The sequence below is a fragment of the Leptospira mayottensis 200901116 genome (genome assembly GCF_000306675.2).
GTDB lineage: Bacteria > Spirochaetota > Leptospiria > Leptospirales > Leptospiraceae > Leptospira > Leptospira mayottensis.
Genome location: NZ_CP024871.1, coordinates 3606122 through 3625222, shown reverse-complemented (window position 1 = coordinate 3625222; position 19101 = coordinate 3606122). Strand labels below are relative to the sequence as shown.

General features: G+C 38.1%; 15 protein-coding genes and 2 pseudogenes. 9 read left to right on the top strand and 8 right to left on the bottom strand.

From position 1 onward, the window contains the following. Positions 1–21: 21 nt before the first annotated feature. A pseudogene (locus LEP1GSC190_RS16630) lies at positions 22–202 on the bottom strand (hypothetical protein). Here LEP1GSC190_RS16630 and hflX point away from each other — a divergent pair. Next, on the top strand, positions 152–1912 hold the full coding sequence (hflX, locus tag LEP1GSC190_RS16625) for a GTPase HflX (RefSeq protein ID WP_086004807.1): 1761 nt from the start codon (positions 152–154) through the stop codon (positions 1910–1912). The pseudogene LEP1GSC190_RS16630 and the gene hflX sit on opposite strands and share 51 nt — an antisense overlap. Before the next feature lie 534 nt (positions 1913–2446). Here the strand turns inward: hflX and LEP1GSC190_RS16620 are convergent. After that, positions 2447–2821: an STAS domain-containing protein gene (locus LEP1GSC190_RS16620; protein ID WP_002746076.1), complete on the bottom strand. Its 375-nt coding sequence runs from the start codon at positions 2819–2821 to the stop codon at positions 2447–2449. A gap of 260 nt (positions 2822–3081) precedes the next feature. Continuing rightward, positions 3082–4371, bottom strand: a complete 1290-nt coding sequence (locus tag LEP1GSC190_RS16610) for a homoserine dehydrogenase (RefSeq protein WP_002746087.1) — start codon at positions 4369–4371, stop codon at positions 3082–3084. A gap of 151 nt (positions 4372–4522) precedes the next feature. Here LEP1GSC190_RS16610 and LEP1GSC190_RS16605 point away from each other — a divergent pair, with 151 nt between their 5' ends. Together LEP1GSC190_RS16605 and LEP1GSC190_RS16600 are read left to right on the top strand one after the other, a co-directional pair. Next, positions 4523–5143: an LIC_10572 family protein gene (locus LEP1GSC190_RS16605; RefSeq protein WP_002745959.1), complete on the top strand. Its 621-nt coding sequence runs from the start codon at positions 4523–4525 to the stop codon at positions 5141–5143. A gap of 90 nt (positions 5144–5233) precedes the next feature. Then, positions 5234–6502 carry an amidohydrolase family protein gene (locus tag LEP1GSC190_RS16600; protein ID WP_002745964.1) on the top strand — a complete coding sequence of 423 codons (1269 nt, stop codon included), beginning with the start codon at positions 5234–5236 and terminating at the stop codon, positions 6500–6502. Between the two features lie 345 nt (positions 6503–6847). On the opposite strand, the gene LEP1GSC190_RS16595 is transcribed toward LEP1GSC190_RS16600, so the two are convergent. From LEP1GSC190_RS16595 to cutA, 3 genes are read right to left on the bottom strand one after another with little or no spacing between them, the layout of a single operon-like run. After that, positions 6848–7591, bottom strand: a complete 744-nt coding sequence (locus LEP1GSC190_RS16595) for a GNAT family N-acetyltransferase (protein ID WP_002746129.1) — start codon at positions 7589–7591, stop codon at positions 6848–6850. A gap of 5 nt (positions 7592–7596) precedes the next feature. Further along, on the bottom strand, positions 7597–8430 hold the full coding sequence (locus LEP1GSC190_RS16590) for a patatin-like phospholipase family protein (protein WP_002746121.1): 834 nt from the start codon (positions 8428–8430) through the stop codon (positions 7597–7599). 24 nt (positions 8431–8454) lie between these two features. Then, the gene (cutA, locus tag LEP1GSC190_RS16585; RefSeq protein WP_002746009.1) at positions 8455–8775 is read right to left on the bottom strand and encodes a divalent-cation tolerance protein CutA; all 321 of its coding nucleotides are present in this window, start codon (positions 8773–8775) and stop codon (positions 8455–8457) included. Between the two features lie 122 nt (positions 8776–8897). Here cutA and LEP1GSC190_RS16580 point away from each other — a divergent pair, with 122 nt between their 5' ends. Both LEP1GSC190_RS16580 and LEP1GSC190_RS16570 read left to right on the top strand, forming a co-directional pair. Continuing rightward, positions 8898–10277 (top strand): OmpA family protein, encoded by a 1380-nt coding sequence (locus LEP1GSC190_RS16580; protein WP_002745990.1) that lies wholly within the window; start codon positions 8898–8900, stop codon positions 10275–10277. 784 nt (positions 10278–11061) lie between these two features. Then, the gene (locus LEP1GSC190_RS16570) at positions 11062–12189 is read left to right on the top strand and encodes an alpha/beta hydrolase (RefSeq protein WP_002746061.1); all 1128 of its coding nucleotides are present in this window, start codon (positions 11062–11064) and stop codon (positions 12187–12189) included. 675 nt (positions 12190–12864) lie between these two features. Here LEP1GSC190_RS16570 and LEP1GSC190_RS16565 read toward each other — a convergent pair. Beyond that, positions 12865–13455 (bottom strand): DUF6962 family protein, encoded by a 591-nt coding sequence (locus tag LEP1GSC190_RS16565; protein WP_036036298.1) that lies wholly within the window; start codon positions 13453–13455, stop codon positions 12865–12867. Positions 13456–13748: 293 nt separating this feature from the next. Here LEP1GSC190_RS16565 and LEP1GSC190_RS16560 point away from each other — a divergent pair. Then, positions 13749–13915: pseudogene (locus LEP1GSC190_RS16560) on the top strand (transposase); the annotation flags it as partial. Positions 13916–14200: 285 nt separating this feature from the next. Here LEP1GSC190_RS16560 and LEP1GSC190_RS16555 read toward each other — a convergent pair. Then, a complete protein-coding gene (locus LEP1GSC190_RS16555) occupies positions 14201–15112 on the bottom strand; it encodes a CPBP family glutamic-type intramembrane protease (RefSeq protein ID WP_002746038.1) in 912 nt (303 codons plus the stop codon). 1085 nt (positions 15113–16197) lie between these two features. Between LEP1GSC190_RS16555 and LEP1GSC190_RS16550 the strand changes: the two genes are divergently transcribed. From LEP1GSC190_RS16550 to LEP1GSC190_RS16540, 3 genes are read left to right on the top strand one after another with little or no spacing between them, the layout of a single operon-like run. Continuing rightward, positions 16198–16935, top strand: a complete 738-nt coding sequence (locus LEP1GSC190_RS16550) for a phosphoadenylyl-sulfate reductase (RefSeq protein ID WP_002746052.1) — start codon at positions 16198–16200, stop codon at positions 16933–16935. An 8-nt stretch (positions 16936–16943) separates the two neighbouring features. After that, positions 16944–17849, top strand: coding sequence for a sulfate adenylyltransferase subunit CysD (cysD, locus tag LEP1GSC190_RS16545; RefSeq protein WP_002746103.1), 906 nt, complete (start codon positions 16944–16946; stop codon positions 17847–17849). Beyond that, positions 17849–19099: a sulfate adenylyltransferase subunit 1 gene (locus LEP1GSC190_RS16540; RefSeq protein WP_002746116.1), complete on the top strand. Its 1251-nt coding sequence runs from the start codon at positions 17849–17851 to the stop codon at positions 19097–19099. Before cysD ends, LEP1GSC190_RS16540 begins: the two co-directional genes overlap by 1 nt. The last annotated feature ends 2 nt before the right edge of the window (positions 19100–19101 follow it).

The window sequence follows — 19101 nt, the reverse complement described above, 5'->3', positions numbered from 1 at the left end:
AGTTTTCTGTAAAGATGCTACTCATAAATTTGACTGATATTTCAGGTTTTTCCTATCTTTTTCCATGACAAGCATGATTTCCAGAAACAGAAAGGAATGCTTGACGAGAATCGGAAAACCTGTTAACTTTTAGCAAAAGGAGAATTTCTCTATTAGTAAGCTCAGCGGTAATCTTAACGGCCTCAAATCCAATCAAATCCAAAGACTGAAAAAAATTTCCGAGAAAAGAATCCGGGAAGATGTAATCATTAGTCAAGATTTTGCGCGCACACTCTGCGAATTATCCTTCGAAATCGGCAAACAAATTGCAATCTTAATCGATCGATCCGGCTACGTTACCCATGTACTGGTAGGTTCTGACAATTCGATCGAGATTCCTTTTTTGGATAGACTTCGCACTTCTGAAGCGAGGCTTCGAGGTCTTAGATTAGTTCATACACATTTAAAGGGAGAATCTTTAAACCAAGAGGATTTAACCGACTTAGCCTTGTTGCGTTTAGACTACATAACCGCTGTGGTCATGGATTCCTACGGAAATCCGAACGGGTATTATTCCGCACATCTGAATCCGGAATCGGGAGACGAGCTTTGGAAGGTTTTACCTAAAAAGTATCCGGGACAACTGGCCGAAGGGATTCTTGAGGAAATTTTAGAAATAGAATCCAGACTTTCCCGTTCGAAAAAAAATCTAAAAGACGCTCAAAAGGAAAACCGCGCTTTTTTGGTAGGGGTTTATCCTGAAAGAAGCGTGGGTAGACATCCTTCTTTATCGATGGAGGAATTGAAGGAACTTTGCAGAACCGCGGAAGTTCATGTTGTGGATACATTCATACAGAGAAAAAATCGTCTCGATCCTTCCACGGTTTTGGGAAAGGGAAAACTTGAAGAGATTATTTTGAAAGCGATTCAGAAACACGTGGAACTTCTCGTATTCGATCTTGAACTTACGCCTTCTCAAGCAAAGAAGATCTCGGATATCGCGGACATCAAGGTAATCGACAGAACGCAGCTCATTCTCGATATTTTTGCAAGGAATGCAAAGAGCAGAGACGGTAAACTTCAGGTGGAATTAGCTCAACTTAAATATCTCAAAGGACGGCTCACGGAATTGGACGATAACATGTCTAGATTGACTGGTGGAATCGGAGGAAGAGGTCCCGGGGAAACAAAACTTGAAATCGGAAAACGAAGAGTCGAGGAACGGATCACGAGACTTGAAGTTGAACTCAAATCTCTCAAAAAACGAAGAGAAATTAATCGAAGACAAAGGAAGAAAAACGAGTTACCTGCTGTTGGCATCGTTGGTTATACTAATGCGGGAAAGTCCACGTTTTTAAACGCTTTAACAAACAGTGAGGTTCTTTCCGAAAACAAACTTTTTGCTACGCTTGATCCGACCACGAGAAGAATTCGTTTTCCAGAAGAAAGAGAAATTATTATCTCCGATACGGTCGGATTTATCCACGATCTTCCGCCTGAGCTTTCCAATGCGTTTAAGGCGACTTTAGAGGAATTGGGAGACTCCGATCTTTTGGTACATGTCGTGGATGTTTCTAATCCGGATTATAAACTTCAGATGGAAGCCGTTGAAAAGATTCTAGAAGAATTAGAATTTTCTCATATACCGATAATCCAAGTGTTTAACAAAATCGACAATCTTGAAAAGTTCAAAACTTGGAAGACTGAAAGTGATTCTAACGGTTATAAAAATTTTTCCCGTTCTTCCGTAAATCATGACCCTGGATTAGAAGCAATCGCGGACTTGAAGGAGGAATTGGGTATTGACGTTCACTCGGATACGGTTTTGGTTTCTGCTTACCAAGGTTGGGGATTGAAAACTTTTCTGGATCTTTTGGAGGAAAAAATCTACAATTTGTCCCGATCAAACTATTCTATTGCAGAAAAGTTGTGAGTCAGCTCTCTGGAATACTCGTTTTGCCGTGGAATATTTTTACCCAGTACAATTTGGCGTTTCCATAGTTCGCTGAACACTGTTTGGCGGCTGACTGGGTTGTTCTCTTTACAATAATGTTAGACTACATGGGCGCTTTTCTTCAAGCTCATTGGAATCTAAGAGCCTGCCTTAAAAACCTCAGAATATAGGAACCTCGACGAGAGTTTAACAGTTATAAAATGTGCTCGAAAGCTCGTAAACTACCCAAGGGGCGTAATTGGTGACAACTTCTATATTTTATTACGAACTTACTGAATGATTGTAATTGATTTCTTGAAAGGTTTTGGGACAGGTTTTAAATTTGCTAAAAATAGAAGGACACTGGTCAAAAAAAGGGAAACGTCTTCTAGACAAGGCACCCACCTGCTAACTTCTAAAACGTGTGAGTTCCTACAATTAAGGTTTTGGCACAAGTTCTAAACACAAACTTGTGGTTACGAAGTCGGTTGTAGTTATTGAGTTTAGAAAGTTTTGCGTGAAGAAGGGTAATTCTTAGGAAGAAAAAGCTTTTTTGGCTTCCTCAATGGAATGATAAATCTGTACTTTTTTCGGAAGTTCCATTAAACGAATTACGTTTTCCAAAAAATGATTGAGACCACCAATTACGATTTTGCCGGAATGTTGATCCACAGTTTTGATCAAGGTAAGAATCGTAGCAACTCCCACGCTGTTGATATATTCGAGATTGGAAAGATCTAAGATAATATTGTAAATCTCCTCTTCGAAGATAAAATGAATTTTGCGGGAAATCTCGAAAGAATTGGAGTTGGTTACCTTTCCGTTGAATATAACGAGTTGGACTTCCTTATCGGGAAGGCTTGTCCTTATCGTCTCAATGTACAATGAATCGAATTCTACTTTCGCCATGAAAATTCCTTTTAATTTTTTCCGGATAAATTTTTCTCTTTTTTCCGAATTGCACCTTCATATTCCAAGTATATGCTTCTATGAGAACATTTTTTTCAAATTCTACCACAACGAACTATTCAGAAAATCCTACAGATCCACATTTAGGTTCGAAAAGTGAAAGAGGATCTTCCTACTCTAATCAAGAAAAATCTAAACCTTTTTCATTTTCCTCGGAATACAAAGATAAGTTAAAATCCTCCGTTCTATTCAAGGAATTCTTAGAGTTTGTCTTCTAATCGAATCGCGACCGAAGTATGCCGGATTAAAGACAGCCCGTCTATGATCTTCAATGATTTTTTTATATTCTCTTCCGTTACAGGATGTGTAATCACAACAACTTCAACGGGTTCTTTTTCAGCTTCATTTTGTCTCACCGAAGAAATCGAAATTCCATGGTCTCCCAGCACCTTAGAAATTTCAGAAAGAACTCCGGGTAAATCCACGGTAGTAAACCTGAGATAATAACGTACTAGGGAGCCGTTAGCTTCCGAGATCGTTGCTTGTGGAAAAAGATTCTTTTCCTGAGAAAGACCTTTGTTTCTCCTCGCTCCATAATAAAGCACATCGGAGATTACTGAAGAAGCGGTCGGTAAAGATCCAGCTCCTTTCCCCACAAACATTCCCGGTCCTGCGTAAACGGTTTGGTAATAAACCGCATTCATCTCGTTCATAATATTCGCAAACGGATGTTTGACCGGAATCATCACAGGTTGAACTCTGGCTTCGATTTGATGAGACAACTTTCGCACCAGCCCGAGAAGTTTAATTCTATAACCGAGTTCACTCGCAAATTGGATGTCTAATTTGCTTATCTTTGTTATACCTTCGATTTGTATGCTCTGTAAAGGAATTTTTTCGGAGAATGCTAAACTTCCTAAAATACTGATCTTGTGAGCGGTGTCGATTCCTTCCACGTCAAACGTGGGATCTTTCTCTGCGAAACCTATATCTTGAGCGATCTGAAGAGCTTCCGAATAATCCAGATGTTCCAATTCCATCTTGGAAAGAATAAAATTTGTCGTTCCATTAAGGATGCCATATAAAGAGAGAAACGAATCAGAACCGAGCGCGGATTTGATCGAGCGAATCACTGGAATGGCTCCTGCTACGGATGCTTCCATTCCGATTTCTAAACCTTGCTCTTGAGCGAGAGAAAACAATTCCTCCCCTTTTTGAGAAAGTAAAGCTTTGTTTGCAGTAATCACCGTTTTTCCATTCTTTAAAGCTTCTTTTACAATTGAATAGGCGACATCCGTTCCACCGACAAGTTCTAAAATCATATCGATTTCAGGATCGGTAATAATCTTTTGATAATCGGATTCCAGTTTACAATTTGGAAAATTTTGGAGTTCCTTTTTGATTTTTTCGGGGGTTCGAGTACAAACGGAGAAAAGAACCAGTTCTATTCCAAATTTTTCACGATATGAGGTACTTTCTTTTTTGAGAATTTCGATAACGCCTGATCCTACGGTTCCGGCTCCGATCAATCCAATACGAATGCGTTCCATGGTTTACCATCTTCGTAGTTTGCAGGGAAGATTCACTCAATTTTCGATGGAAAAGCGCTGTTCTTGGAAGGATTGAAATTTTAATTTACAACGCATCGTTTCTCTGGTACGAATCAAAAAGAAATTCTTAAATTCAAAAATATAGGTCCAAATGGCAAACAAAAGAAGGCCTCCCAGAAAGAAGCATAATTCGAATCAAAAAGGTCCAGGAGGGAATCGGGAAAATACGGATTCCAACCGAGGTGGGAACGAACAAAGAGAAGGAAATAGAAAATATTCTCACCAACAGCGCCAGCAGCAAGGAAAGAATTTTCAAAGAAATCAAGAATTCCATCGCAAAAGCCGGGAACTCGCGATGGAGAAAAATTTCGCTCCTAAGGTAAGAGCACCTCAAGAAGGTGGAAAGTTGGTGGTACGCGTGATTCTTATCATCAGTATTTTGTTGTTAGGAATTTTCAGTTATTTCATTTGCGAAAATTATCATACCAAAATTCCAGTTTATGGAAAACGCGGTTGGGACGATACGTTTCATCGGTCTGCAACTTGGGCAGAAGCAAGGGAGATCTGTGAAGAAAAAGGAAAACGTCTTCCCGGAAAGGATCAACTCAAAACTTTCAGCAAGAGAGCGGAGCAAAAGTTACGAAGCGTGGGGATTTTTTGGTCTTCGAGTCAAGATGGAGAAACGGGTTATTACTTTTCAGTTAATTTCAAAGACGGTTCGGAGATTAGTAGTCCTGGAACGATGAAGTATAATGTGATTTGCGTTAAGTGAAATTGAAGCAATTCCGTTTTGTTTTAAAAAATAAGGTGGAATTTCACTTTTTTACAGACTTTCTTCCGGTTTTATGCAAAGAGATCCTGTATGATTAATAAAATATCCGGCAGAATTGTCACTCACGAGAAGGATTTTTTGGGAACTGTGGAATGGGATTCTAAAACGGGGCTCATTCTCGGAGTTCGGGAACACGCGGAATTGTTTTGGAATACAAGGCCAAAAGAAGATGAAATCCGATTTGATCCCACCGAGACAGTGATATTTCCGGGTTTTGGAGACATCCATATTCATGCAAGGGAAGACGAAAGCGGTAAACACATCTACAAGGAGGATTTTATTTCCGCGAGTACGGCAGCAGTCAATGGCGGAGTTATTCACGTTGCAGATATGCCGAATAATCCAATCCCTCCTGTAGACGAACCTACATATTCAAAAAAACGAAAGTTAGCTGATCGATCTAATATACACATAACGTTATACGCGGGAATTGGGCCAAACACGAAACCTTTAAAACAATCCGTTCCTTATAAAGTTTTTATGGGTCCGAGTATAGGGGAGCTTTTCTTCCATAATAATCAAACTCTGGAAGATACGATCCGTGCTTATGTAGGGGAGAATATAAGTTTTCATTGTGAAGATCCAGAAATTCTTGAAAAACATCAGAACGAAAAATTTCACGAAGACAGAAGACCTCCCGAAGCGGAAACGACGGCAACCGACTTTGCTTTGTATCTGATCGAAAAATACAATCTCAGAGGAAAACTCTGCCATTATTCTACCGGAGAAGGTTTGAACAAAATCAAACTCGCAAAACAAAAAGGACTCAAGATTACTTGCGAAGTAACGCCCACTCATTTGTTTTTCGATAAGTCTATGTTGACTTCCCAGAATCGTCATTGGTTTCAGATGAATCCTCCTTTGCGGGGCAAGGAAGATCGAGAAAGAATGCTTGAGGGAGTTAAACAAGGCTGGATCGATTATCTAGCGACGGATCATGCTCCTCACAGCATCGAAGAAAAACACAAGGGTACAAGCGGAATTTCTCAGCTGGATACATATTCACTTTTTGTAACATGGTTGATTTTGAAGGCGAAAGTGGAATTAAAAACGGTCGCAAGGATTTGCGCAAAAAATCCGGGCGACTTTGTGAACGAATATCTTCCCGAAAAATTCGGCAAAGGTTTCGGTGAGATAGAACTGGGTTATTCGGCGAATTTTACCGTTTTGAATTTAAAAAAGCCCAAAAAATTTCTAAAAGAGGAAATCAAAAGTAAGTCCGGTTGGTCTCCTTTTGAAAACTATGAGTTTCCGGGTTCGATTGAGGCGGTATTTTTCTGTGGTGTCAGAATGAAATGATTGGAAAATTTCTGAATTTTTACGGTTACCCTTTTTCATTTGAACCTGTTAGACAATTAAACAGATTATATCTTGAATCAAAGCTGACTTTCAGAATTTAGATTATAATAACTAATTTCCTTGTTATTCTTAAATGAGGACTTTATGTGTACGTAGTCTAACATAAATTCGACACAAGGATTAGGAACGTAAAACTTTTCCTTTAAAAGATTGCTCTAATTTTCTAATATCGAATTCGCATCCATCTAAAATAAAAATGTAGACTTTCTATGAATTATTAAGAAGTCCAAAGTTTTTACTTCAGCGCACGTAAAATTGTTTTTTGTAAATTCGGTTTAGAAATGCCTAAACTGTACTCCAATGCCTAAGAAAATTTGACTTTTCAAAACCAAACTTTTCATAGATGCCCTTTCCCATCTCGGTTGCGTGTAAAATAATAATCCCTGGAAATTCTTTTCGAATTTCGCCTAATATGCGTTCTATGAATGCAGATGCGTAACCGAAACTCCTATGATTACGATCGGTGGTAATCGAATATAGACCAAAGGATTCTCCGTCGTAATAAGTCATTCCGGTCGTGGTCATCTGTCCGTTTATAAAACCTCCATATAGTCGAAATGAGTTTTGATTCAATAATTTAAGATACAGATTTTGCCGGTCTTCGGATTTGAAAGAATCGTTTAAAATTTTCAGCCAAACTTTTAGATCTTTTTCGGTTTCAATTTTTCGAATATCAAGTTTCATATTCGATTTTTTATTAAGCGAAATAGGATCTCCTTTTAAAAACATTCCGACCTGTTCGTTACAGGAATTATACCCGAGTTCATGAATTGGGATTTCGTGGGTTCTGGTATTCAAAAAATCTAAAATATCAGGATAGAACCCCTTGCTTCTCAGATCTTCGATTTCCGAGCTCAAATCAGAAAGGGATAGGTTTCCTTTGAGGATAACTCTTGTAAACCAATGCGAATCCGGATTCGAATAGAAGTCAAAACTTTTATAATTAAAGATCGGTGCTTTCGTTAATTTGGAAAGCGTTCTGTGAAGTTTTACGTAATTCTCCGTGATTTCTACGACGGTAGGTTTCAATAGAATTAAGCGGGAGCGAGAATCTTTTTCTTCCAGTGATGTGCGCTTTTTCTTCCTTCTTCCATCGCATCCTTTCCGTGTCTAAGCTGATTTGCATCTATGTAAGGAGTTACCGTTTCGACTCTTAATATTTCTTTTTTGTAATGTTTTGCGAGTAATTCTTTTAGTTCTCTTGTTTCATTTTCGATGATTTGAACCGAGGAATGAAAGGCGCGGATCATCGCTCTTTCAGAGTGTCCTTTTTTGGTGCGAACGCTGTGAACTACAATCTTACGGATGGATTTATCTAAAATCAATTCCTTGATTGGTTCTTGATCGGCGACTCCTCCGTCTATAAACTCTTCCTCCCCCAACTTTTGAATTTCAAAGAGGAAAGGAAAGGTCATCGAAGCGAGAATTCGGTCGATCAAATCTCCTTTTGTTTTTAGTTCTCTGATTTGTTTTGTTATGTTTGAAACGGATATTCCCATCGGGATAGGAAGATCTTCTATTTTTTTATGACCCAAATAAGGTTTTAATAACTCTTTGATCTTTTTGCCGGAAAGAATTCCAGAATAATTTTTCAATCCTTTACGGATCGGCTTTACGAGATTTGTGACCAAATTCCCTTCCCAAAAATCTTTTTTCCTTAGGTTTAAAATTAGATCTGTCACAGTATCGATAGGAACTCCGGCTGCAACGAGAGAACCGATCAAGGCTCCCGAACTACAACCCGTAATTTTGGAAGGATAAAATCCGATTTCGGAAAGTCCCTTTGCAAAACCCGCATGTGCATAAAAACCGAAAAAAGCGGAGTTAAATGTAAGAGCTGTAAATTTTTGTTTAACTTGTATTTGCATAATATAATTTTTTTTGAATGTATTTTATTCCGCAATAACCTCGCTGAAAATCCATGAAAAATATTCCCGATTTCCTTCCAATAAAGGAAGACTAACCACGCAAGGTACGGCATAACTATGCAAGGATTTAATCCTTAGGGTGAGTTCTGTCATGAGTTCGCTTTTTGTCTTTAGAATAAGAATGGTTTCGTTGTCTTCAACCAACTTTTTTTCCCAATGATAGATTGACTTTATCTTCGGAAGAATATTTGCACACGCTGCTAATCTTTCCTTTACGACGGTTTTTCCAATTTTAATGGCTTCTTTTTCGTTGCCGACTGTGATGTAAACGAGTCTAGCTTCCATTTCATTCTCCTTAAACGTAAACAAGTAAGAACTCTAATTTTAAATTTCGTCCGGATCATATTTTTTCAGAAAGTTTTTTATACTTTCCTTATGTTTTAGTGAAATTTTACGAAACTATAACTATGAGGACACTTCTGGATCACAATTTGAGATCTGAAATTACGGGTCAGGGATTTCTTAAAATTGCATTTTGCGTTATTTTAATGTCCATAAACTTTAATCCTCCTTTTTCGGAAGGATCGGAAAAATTTCTTTTTCGTTGGAAGTTGACTCCGGGGGAGAACGTTGAGTTAAACGAATATCATAACGTTCGGCTGATAAGCCAAGGAAGGACGATCAAAAGAGAAGATAAGAATCGAATTCTTTTGCAGACTCTCTCTTGCGAAATGAAAGTATGTTTGTTAGAAGGATTTTTTGATACTTACAGTCGTTTTCCGGAAGTTGACTCCGCATTTCGCAAAGATAAGACGTTTAAAAGCAGATTTCAAATTACGGATTTGGGGCAATATAAGGTTCCACAGGAATATAGCATGCCGAACCTACGTTCTCTTCCGAGTTTTTCTGAAAAGCCAGTTTCTGTCGGAGACGAATGGACTCAACCTGCTACGGAGAGTTTTCAATTTCCAGGCGGAAAAGTAATGATTACGGTTTTTGCAAAGTATAAGTATCACGGCGTCGACGAATGGGAATTTCAGAATCTTTCCGATAAAGGCGATCGGATTGAATACAATTATACGTTATATTACGATTCTCAAATGGGACAAGAGGGAATTCCTCTTAAAATTTACGGGTTTGCAAGAGGTATGGTTTTTTTCAATCGCGAACTCGGTCTTCCTCAATATAAAAGAGTTCAGTTGACTTACACTTTCATTTACGCAAATGGAACGGCTCAAGAAATGTCGTTCGACATTCACGGGATATATAATAAAAACGTAAAGCTTACTGATAGCGATAAGGATAAGTTCGCTGAAGAAGTCCGTAAAATTTTGGGCGGAGAACTTCCTACCGGGATCGAATCAGGTTCTGATCCGAAAAAAAATTCTAAAAATCCTCCGAGAGAAACTCTTTTATGGCCTGAGGAAGAGGAGAATAAATCTAAGCAGGAAACGATGAAATCTTCTGGTCCTCCCGTTGAAATTAGAAGAACAGAAGAAGGAATCGCGATTTCATTAAACTCGGTGTTGTTTGATTATAATAGTTCCCAACTTAAAGATGAAGCGAAACTTGAGTTGAGAAGAATTGCATCCGTATTGAAAAAATACGGAGACAGGGAAATCAGGATTAGCGGTCATACCGACAATTCGGGCGGAGACGAATACAATCGAAAACTTTCCAGAGAACGTGCTCTTTCTGTCTTAAAAGAACTTAGAGACGAACAAGGTTTGGAAGAAAAAAGGATGTCTTATGAAGGATATGGAAAATCGAAACCAATCGCCGATAACTCTACAGTCCAGGGCAGACAAAAAAACCGTCGAGTTGACATTACCATCGTGATGGAATAGTTTTAAAATCCGAACAACCCTAAATGAAGTCCTGAGTGGATTTTTCACGTCGACTGATAATAACGACTGATTCCGTGAGAATTGCCGAATTTGAGACAGATTCTAATTTTCTTACGCCCCGGATTTACGTTATTTAAGAGTTTATTTCTAAAGTCTTAGGTGTGAGAGCTCACGCATTTTAACATCTGAAGAAGATTCTTCAAAAACGCGTTATAAGCCATCCAAGGCGAAGTTAATTTGTGGAAACTTCCACATTTATTACGAACTTACTGAATCATTGTAATTGATTTTTGGAATAGGTTTTCAATTCAGAAAGACCGCCAAACACCGATATGGCGGCAAAAGTGACAAAAAAGAAGTTAAAACTTACAAACGAATTAGAACATTAGGAAAGTTTGCGCCGAAACAGCTTTTTTCTTCCGAAACTTTAATTTGCTTCAGCATTTCTCCTTATATTTTTCATTATCTTGCTTTTTGTCGTTTTTTAATACGAACTTTTGTATCAAATTACACATTTCAGGTTAAAAGAGAAAAATCGTTTTTAAGATTTTAAAATAATTTCAAAATTTACTTATTTTATTTTAAATATCTTTTTTGTAAATTGGAATCTATTTTTGACATTATATCGTGATCTATTTATAATAAAGAGTCAATTTTATGTCCAAATAATATAAATTCGCTTTACAAACGGATCCAAAAATGATTTTTCCGGTGACTCAAACAAAAAAGGAAATCGTTAGAGTAGAGTTTTTTTCTTCGAAGAAAAGTATAAGGAGAAATTTCTATGAAGATTGGATTGGGTATTCAGAAAGTTCAAAGTCGATTTAGAAGGATTGTTCTGGTCGTAAGTTTTCTATTTTTTCTGTTTGGCGTAAATTCCATTAGCGCCGCTTATGAAAGGGAAATTCTTACGTACAATTTGGTAGGCCGTGGTTTCAATCCGCTTGAGACCACCTATTATAAGATCAACGTCGTTCATTACCGCAAGCCAAGCGGAGGGCCGATCATTATCAATGGGAAAACGGTTTTGTTCGTTCACGGCTTTGGAGACAATAGCACTTTGTTTGAACCATTGGCTAAGGAATTGATCAACCAAGGAAAAGCGACTCACGTTTATATTATGGATCTTCCGGGACATGGTGCTAGTACTATGACTCGTGGAACTGCGCCTTTGCCGGCTAATGTGAGTCAATTGAGTGTTGGAAATTACGGAGATGCACTTCGTGCTTTGCTTAATCAAATGGTTGGTACAGAGAAGAGAAAAATCACCACCATTGTTGGTCATAGTATCGGCGGTCTAGTCATTCAGATGATCCAGAGTAAATTTCGGAATGAAAACTCCAGCCTTTTGGATACATTCGGTATCGAAAATACGATCCTGATTGCAAGTGATATTCCTTCGGCTTTACCTTGGTTCGGTGGAGATGCTCCTATGAGTGACCCGAATTCTGCTAAAAGTTTTGTTTGGAATTTTAAGACGGAGAAAGTGGTGGAAACTCAACCTTTTCCGCCTCAGGTTATAACGGGTCTTTTTGTAGCAACGCCGGACGATTTTTACATCAATACAAAATTTGCGGTAAACGGTGTTCCAGTGACGGGTGCTCCAACTCCAGCTCAATTGGAGATTATGAGTAATTTGGAGCCGTACACGGCTGCAGCCAATATTGTAGGTTTGGATCCTTCCGGACAAACGACAAATGCTGTTTCGAGGTTATCCGTTTCTTCAAATATATGGAACGGTTTTAATCTCAAGGTTGTATGGTTGGAAAAAGGTGTATTTTTCAGTCAGTCGGAAACTCAAGGACTCGCACAATATCTCAAGACGGGATTGAATGCGATTACGATCTCCGATCCCGAAGCCGTTCATGGTGCTCCGTTTTCTAAGCCGTCTCTTTTTCTTTCTCTCTTCTAGTTTTTTAGCCGACATCGTACCAAATATGGTACGGTGTCGCATAATGATCAAACGACTTTGTTCGTATATGAAATAAATTTAGAATATTCTAGAATAAAAATATTATTTTGTGAGGTGTGGATTTGATTTGGAATTCACGAGATAATATCGTTCGAACATCTATTATTCCTGACTTATCTTTTTTTCCTTTGATAGAATAGAATCATGCCAAAATATTTCAGAAAATTATATAAAGAATCTGTTCCAAGACCTCAAAATGTAGGGACTCCAACGAGAACCTAACAATTATAAAATCTGTTCGAAAGCTTGCAAACTACTAAGAACTTGTTCCAAAACCTCAGAATATAGGAACCTCGACAAGAATTTAACAGTTATAAAATGTGTTCGAAAGTTCGTAAACTACCAAAGGGGACGCAATCTGTAGGAGCCCCTATGTTTTATTACGAACTTATCGAATCATTGTAATAGATTTCTTTTAAGGTCTTGGGGCAGACTCAAAATTCAAGATAGATTCGATCAGATTCATTTTTAAATTTCATTTCGTTACACTGTAAATCGTCTTTGAAATAAATACTTACTTTCTAAAAATTTTGGAAGACTATGGATCGTCTTGATTTTTTCAGAGAAAAAATCTATTATTTGTATTATAATATTCTAATGTTTTAACGATGGCTCTTAGCTCAATCTTTTGAGGGAGACACTCAGGGAGTAGACGGCGACGGCGAGAACGATATGAAAAATATCCACGTTTAAGATAGGTCCTCTGGAACCTGTTGTTCCTATTACAAGTCCTGCGAGGATGAAAAGAATTGCTCCCAAAATTCCATAAAGTGCTGGGATCTTTGTCTCTCCCGAATTTTTACGAATACAAACAAGAATTACCGTAATCATTGCAATTCCTCCCAAAACCGTGGATAAAAGTGGGAAAAGAAAAACATAACCGAAAATTATATAAAGAAAAATAAAAACTCCCGCAACCGGATAAATAAAATTCTTTTCCAATTTCTTGATTCCGATATGGAAGAAACCGGTACCAATTAAAGGTACTCCAACAAAAGAAGCAAACCCTACCGAGAAACGATAGATTGGATCTAGAATCTCGACTCCCAGAAAATGAATCGTTCCTAATCCGGCGGAAATTCCTATCGCAATAAATCCGAAAAAACCAACGACTCTTGGATAAGAAGTTATATTTTTAATTTGAATCGCGACAAAGATAGAGACAAAACTTAAAATAAAATCTGAAAAAGCTGTGCTCAATTGCATGGTAAATAATAATTTTTGAAGATATAAATTTTGCAATTCTTTACTTTCAAGAGTTGAAAAAAAGACCAGAATTCGATTCGAAAAGTTTTTGAGTGATTGGAAATCGGAAAGATGAAAAATTCTGAAAAGAATTCACCTTATTTCCTGTTATAAGTAAGAGTTTCTTAAGATTCATTTAAGAGCGTATCCAAAAGCCTTCTTGTACACATTAATGTATAATACAGATTTGACCAATGAAATCAGAGTTAGGTCATTTAGATATCCCTGAAGGAATTTAGAAACGTCTTCATCCCTTGTTACCCAAGAGAAATCATAATTCACATAAAGGTGGCTGTTCACGATTGGATGATAGAGTAGCCATGGCAGAGATATTTTACCGAGTAAGAACAGGAGTTCAATGGAGGTATATACTTCCCGATGTTCGGTTCAAAATCCAACGTTGTATAGAAGGTTCCAGGAATAGGTAGCAGCAGGAGTTTTTAGAATAAATTTTTACATACATAAAGGTAATGCTTTAAATGGGTAAACAGTATTTACTACTCGAACGCATAAAAATGGTACCAAAAATTAAGGGACAATTTTACAAAGATATAGAAGTCCTCACAAAGTTGCACCGAATCCAAAATTGTTGGCTTTTTTGAAGAAGATCTAACATTCTAACTTTTGAAATAAAGTTATTACAGTCTTTTTTCCATGCGTTCGAGCAGTAAGATAAGTTCTGATAAATTCGGAAGACTCTAAGAAATCAAAATAATTTATCCCAAATATAAATCCCGGTAAAAAACTCCATACCGGCTGCGAGCACGATATGTGCGTAAAGTCCACCTCGAATCGAATGAGTCCTAATACTCAAAGCCCCCATTAACAACCCTCCGAAAAAAGAACTTAGAATTTCTCCTCTCGGTTTTTGGAAGTGAACCATGCCGTAAATTAAAGCCGCCATTCCTACCGCGTGATAACGACCTACGACACTCAAATATCGAATTAGGAATTTTCTAAAAAAGAATTCCGTAAAATAAAAAGTGTAAAGGTATACGATTTCAAAAATAAGAGTCGTGAACCAAGTCGCGTGATACAATAGCCGTTCGTTTGTAATTGGAGCCCTTGGATAAAATTCTTTAAAACCTGGAATAAAAGAACCGATTGCCGAGATTATCACAGCGAGAATTAAAATCGGATAATAAGAAGGATTTCTTCTTTTTTCAAATGGAACAGGATTCGTTTTGTATCTATAAAAGTCGTATAATAGAGGAAAAACTAACAAGGGCAAAGTATGCGTGAATTGTTTAATAATCTTCCAGGTCCAAAAAATCCATTCTCTTGGAAGATATAATAGGAATTTTTCATAGGGAAAGTCAGATAGATTTAAAACAATCAAACTAATCCAAAATACGAAAAGAAAACTGATTATCCTTCCTTTATGGAATCGAATTTTTCTCTTTTTAGGAAGATGGAAATAAAACAGTAATATTAGAATTCCATATAATATAAATGTACTAGCCGCTTTTAGTTTGAAGTTCTTAGAGGTGAGAAGAGGAAATCCGAATTCTTCGTTTAAGAATAGGATTAAAAATAGGCTTCCGTAAAAACCGAATAGTAGAATATAGATTTTGGAATTTTTTCTAAAAAATCCTTTTAAGATCGATACAATTTCCATTTAAAAACCAATTCAAGTTCAAAAGATAAAACTTTCCAATACTTTCTATAAAAGCGGATCAGAAAATTTAATTTTGGGCTTGAGAATGTGGAAATAAAAAAGATTGTAGTGACTTTTTTAAATGGAGTTTTTAATTTTATTCAACTATTACTAAAGTATATTATGATCTCTTTTTATTACTTAAGAACATTATAAAGTACATTTAAACTGTACTTTAGTATTGATCCTAAATAAGTGTTCTAAATTTACGACTGATCTAAATGAGCCATTATAAAAAATGATCTCTAAATTTCTAACGAGAACTTTCTGTAATAAGGAAATCGTCATTAAAATCAAAAATAACGATCAAGACCTTTTCTTAATGCTTTAGAAAGTAGGAATACTATACGAATTTTACAGTGAAGGGACTATTCCGAAAAACCCATAAACTATTTGAGGGGACGTAATTTATTACGAACTTACCGAATGACTAAAACTGAATTCTCTTCGGATTTTGGGACAAATTTTTAATCTCCTTCTTTAAGTTTTCAATAAAAGGTAGGCTTTTGATTAGAACTAGGCTGAAGAAAATTGACCATACGAGTGCCTAATTTTAAATTTTGCTACATTTTTTGAGCTTACTGGTAATATCCTTCTACGGTTGTCATTTCAATTCGATTAAAAACTTTCGATTATCTATATTAATTCGATCAGGATACCGAAGGCGTCCACTGAATTTAAAATCGATCCTAAAGAGTTGCTTTGGAAGTATTTGCGACCTCGACTACCATTGACCTTAACTTCATCGATTTAAAAATATCATGTTCGAAATTGTCTTACGTTCGAAAATATATTAAAAAAGGAAGGTATCTCAAGTTTAATGACACGCTTAAAGCATACATTTTTATAAGGATAAATTTTCAGTAAGATTGAGAAAATGGCGCTTAACAAGGCCTTATATCAAATATAGTTTACAAAAAATCCAATATATAAAACTTTGGTAAATAAATAGTCCCATTTTTCTTAAATCTGGACTATTTCTTGGATCAACCATAAATCAAGCTGGATGCGTAAACCTACCATCCAAGACTTAGGCTATCACGAACATGAGTCCGCAAGAGTTGGAACAAAAACTTGCTCCTTTGAACCTGGAAGATTCCCTAGAATGGATCAATAAAGAGTACGGAGAAACTGCGGCTTTTTCCACAAGTTTAGGCCTTGAGGATCAAGTTATCACTCACGTTATATATACTCGAAATTTAAAAATCAGAATTTTTACTTTGGATACCGGTCGTCTTTTTAACGAAACATACGACCTTCATAAACTTACAAATGCAAGTTACGGTAGGAAAATCGAGACGTATTTTCCGGACACGGCTGCGGTTCAAAATCTAATCAATACGAAAGGCCCCGACAGTTTTTATGATTCTGTGGAAAATAGAAAAGAATGCTGTTACATCCGAAAAGTAGAGCCATTAAACCGCGCACTTGTCGGAACAAAACTTTGGATCACTGGAATTCGTTCGGAACAATCGGATTCTAGAAATTCTCTCTCAAAAGTGGAATTGGACTCTTCTCGGAATATACTCAAATATCATCCTCTCTTGGATTGGTCTTTGGAGCGCACTCAAGACTTTATCGATACGTATCGGATTCCGACTAACGTGTTACACAAGAAAGGTTTTCCTTCGATAGGATGCGCTCCTTGCACAAGAGCCATTCAATCGGGAGAAGACATTCGTGCTGGAAGGTGGTGGTGGGAAGCATCCAATCAAGAATGCGGACTTCACGTCGTCGACGGAAAGTTGATCCGTCAAAAATCCGGTCCTAAAAGAGCAATATGAATTCAACTATGAATAGATCCAGACTTACACATCTCGAACAACTCGAAGCGGAATCGATTTATATCCTTCGGGAAACCGCTTCTCAGTTTGAAAAACCCGCTCTTCTTTTTTCCGGTGGAAAGGATTCGATCACGCTCGTCCATCTTGCGTTGAAAGCGTTTCGTCCCGGAAAGTTTCCGTTTCCTCTCGTTCATATCGATACCGGTCATAACTTTCAGGAAGCGTTGGACTTCAGAGACGAACTCGCTTCCAAGATCGGCGAGAAGCTGATTGTCCGCTACGTTCAGGATTCCATCGATCAAGGCAAAGCGGTCGAAGAAAAAGGAAAGTTCCCGAGTAGAAACGGAATTCAAACCGTGACACTTTTGGATACGATTGCGGAATTCAAATTCGACGCGTGTATTGGCGGTGCCCGCAGGGACGAAGAAAAAGCCAGAGCGAAAGAAAGAGTTTTTTCCGTTCGAGACGAGTTCGGTCAGTGGGATCCTAAACTGCAAAGACCAGAGCTCTGGAATATTTATAACGGTAAAATCAGTCCAGGGGAGAATGTCCGCGTTTTTCCGATTTCTAACTGGACCGAGTTGGACGTTTGGGAATACATCCGTAAAGAGAACATCGCCCTTCCTTCTTTATACTTTTCTCATAAACGACAAGTGATCTATCGCGAGAATCTTCTCTTCCCCGTGTCGAAGTTTATTACGATCGACGGAAACGACCGTGTGGAAGACAAGATCGTTCGTTTTCGCACGGTGGGAGATATGACTTGCACGGCGGCTGTGGATTCGCAAGCGGACAACATAGACGACATCATCCTCGAAATCCAAACGACTCGGACTACCGAAAGAGGTTCCAGACTTGACGACAAACGTTCCGAAGCCGCTATGGAAGACAGAAAAAGAGGAGGATATTTCTGATGGATTTATTGCGTTTTATTACAGCAGGAAGCGTGGACGACGGAAAGTCCACTTTGATCGGAAGACTTCTCTACGACAGCAAATCGATCTTTGAGGATCAACTCGAAGCAATCGAAAAGAACGCGCGCGGAAACAACGGCCAGATTAATCTTGCTCTTCTCACCGACGGTCTTAAAGCCGAAAGGGAACAGGGGATTACGATCGACGTCGCTTATAAGTATTTTTCCACACCGAAAAGAAAGTTTATCATCGCCGACGCTCCGGGTCACGTTCAATACACTCGAAACATGGTAACAGGTGCATCTAACTCTAATTTGGCGATCATCTTGATCGACGCACGCAAAGGTGTTATCGAACAGACTTATCGTCATTCTTACATTGCTTCCATGCTTCGGATTCCTCATCTTGTGGTTTGTATCAACAAGATGGACTTAGTGGAATTCTCCCAAGCACGTTACGAAGAAATCAAAGCGGAATATCTGAACTTCGCGTCCCGTTTGGATATTAAGGATATTGAATTTATTCCGATCAGCGCTCTCAATGGTGATAACGTCGTAGATAAATCCGAAAATCTTTCCTGGTACGAAGGACGCACATTGCTCAGTCATCTCGAAGAGGTTTACATCGAAAGCGACGAGAATATCGAAGACGCTCGTTTTCCGGTTCAATATGTGATCCGTCCTCTTTCCGACGAACACCACGACTATAGAGGATATGCGGGGCAGGTTCGCAGCGGAATTTTCAGAAAAGGCGATTCGATCACCGTTCTTCCGAGCGGGTTTACAAGTACGATCGAAGCTATCGACACCTACGACCGAGAAGTGGAAGAAGCGTTTCCTCCGATGTCAGTCACGATCCGTTTAAAAGACGAGATTGATATTTCCAGAGGAGACATGATCGTTCAGTCTGGTAATCTTCCTGTCGTCTCCCAGGATTTGGAAGCTAATATCTGTTGGATGGATTCAAAGGTTTTATTATCCGGAAATAAATATTTACTTCGTCAAACGACCAATTCCGTAAAAGCGATGGTAAAAGAAATCGAATTCAAGATTGCCCCCGATACTCATGAAAAACAGGACGCATCCAAAGGTCTTACGTTGAACGAAATTGGTAAAATTAAAATCCGCACCGCAAAACCGGTGAGCTTTGACGAATATAGAATCAACCGTTCCACCGGAAGTTTTATTCTCGTGGACGAAGGAACCAATTCCACCGTCGGCGCGGGAATGATTACCGGAGTCGGAGCCTAATC

Bases quoted from the DNA above. Each gene is read 5' to 3' on its own strand.
- LEP1GSC190_RS16620 (WP_002746076.1), bottom strand. From the start codon at position 2,821: ATGGCGAAAGTAGAATTCGATTCATTGTACATTGAGACGATAAGGACA.
- LEP1GSC190_RS16610 (WP_002746087.1), bottom strand. From the start codon at position 4,371: ATGGAACGCATTCGTATTGGATTGATCGGAGCCGGAACCGTAGGATCA.
- LEP1GSC190_RS16605 (WP_002745959.1), top strand. From the start codon at position 4,523: ATGGCAAACAAAAGAAGGCCTCCCAGAAAGAAGCATAATTCGAATCAA.
- LEP1GSC190_RS16600 (WP_002745964.1), top strand. From the start codon at position 5,234: ATGATTAATAAAATATCCGGCAGAATTGTCACTCACGAGAAGGATTTT.
- LEP1GSC190_RS16590 (WP_002746121.1), bottom strand. From the start codon at position 8,430: ATGCAAATACAAGTTAAACAAAAATTTACAGCTCTTACATTTAACTCC.
- cutA (WP_002746009.1), bottom strand. From the start codon at position 8,775: ATGGAAGCTAGACTCGTTTACATCACAGTCGGCAACGAAAAAGAAGCC.
- LEP1GSC190_RS16580 (WP_002745990.1), top strand. From the start codon at position 8,898: ATGAGGACACTTCTGGATCACAATTTGAGATCTGAAATTACGGGTCAG.
- LEP1GSC190_RS16570 (WP_002746061.1), top strand. From the start codon at position 11,062: ATGAAGATTGGATTGGGTATTCAGAAAGTTCAAAGTCGATTTAGAAGG.
- LEP1GSC190_RS16565 (WP_036036298.1), bottom strand. From the start codon at position 13,455: ATGCAATTGAGCACAGCTTTTTCAGATTTTATTTTAAGTTTTGTCTCT.
- LEP1GSC190_RS16555 (WP_002746038.1), bottom strand. From the start codon at position 15,112: ATGGAAATTGTATCGATCTTAAAAGGATTTTTTAGAAAAAATTCCAAA.
- LEP1GSC190_RS16550 (WP_002746052.1), top strand. From the start codon at position 16,198: ATGAGTCCGCAAGAGTTGGAACAAAAACTTGCTCCTTTGAACCTGGAA.
- cysD (WP_002746103.1), top strand. From the start codon at position 16,944: ATGAATAGATCCAGACTTACACATCTCGAACAACTCGAAGCGGAATCG.
- LEP1GSC190_RS16540 (WP_002746116.1), top strand. From the start codon at position 17,849: ATGGATTTATTGCGTTTTATTACAGCAGGAAGCGTGGACGACGGAAAG.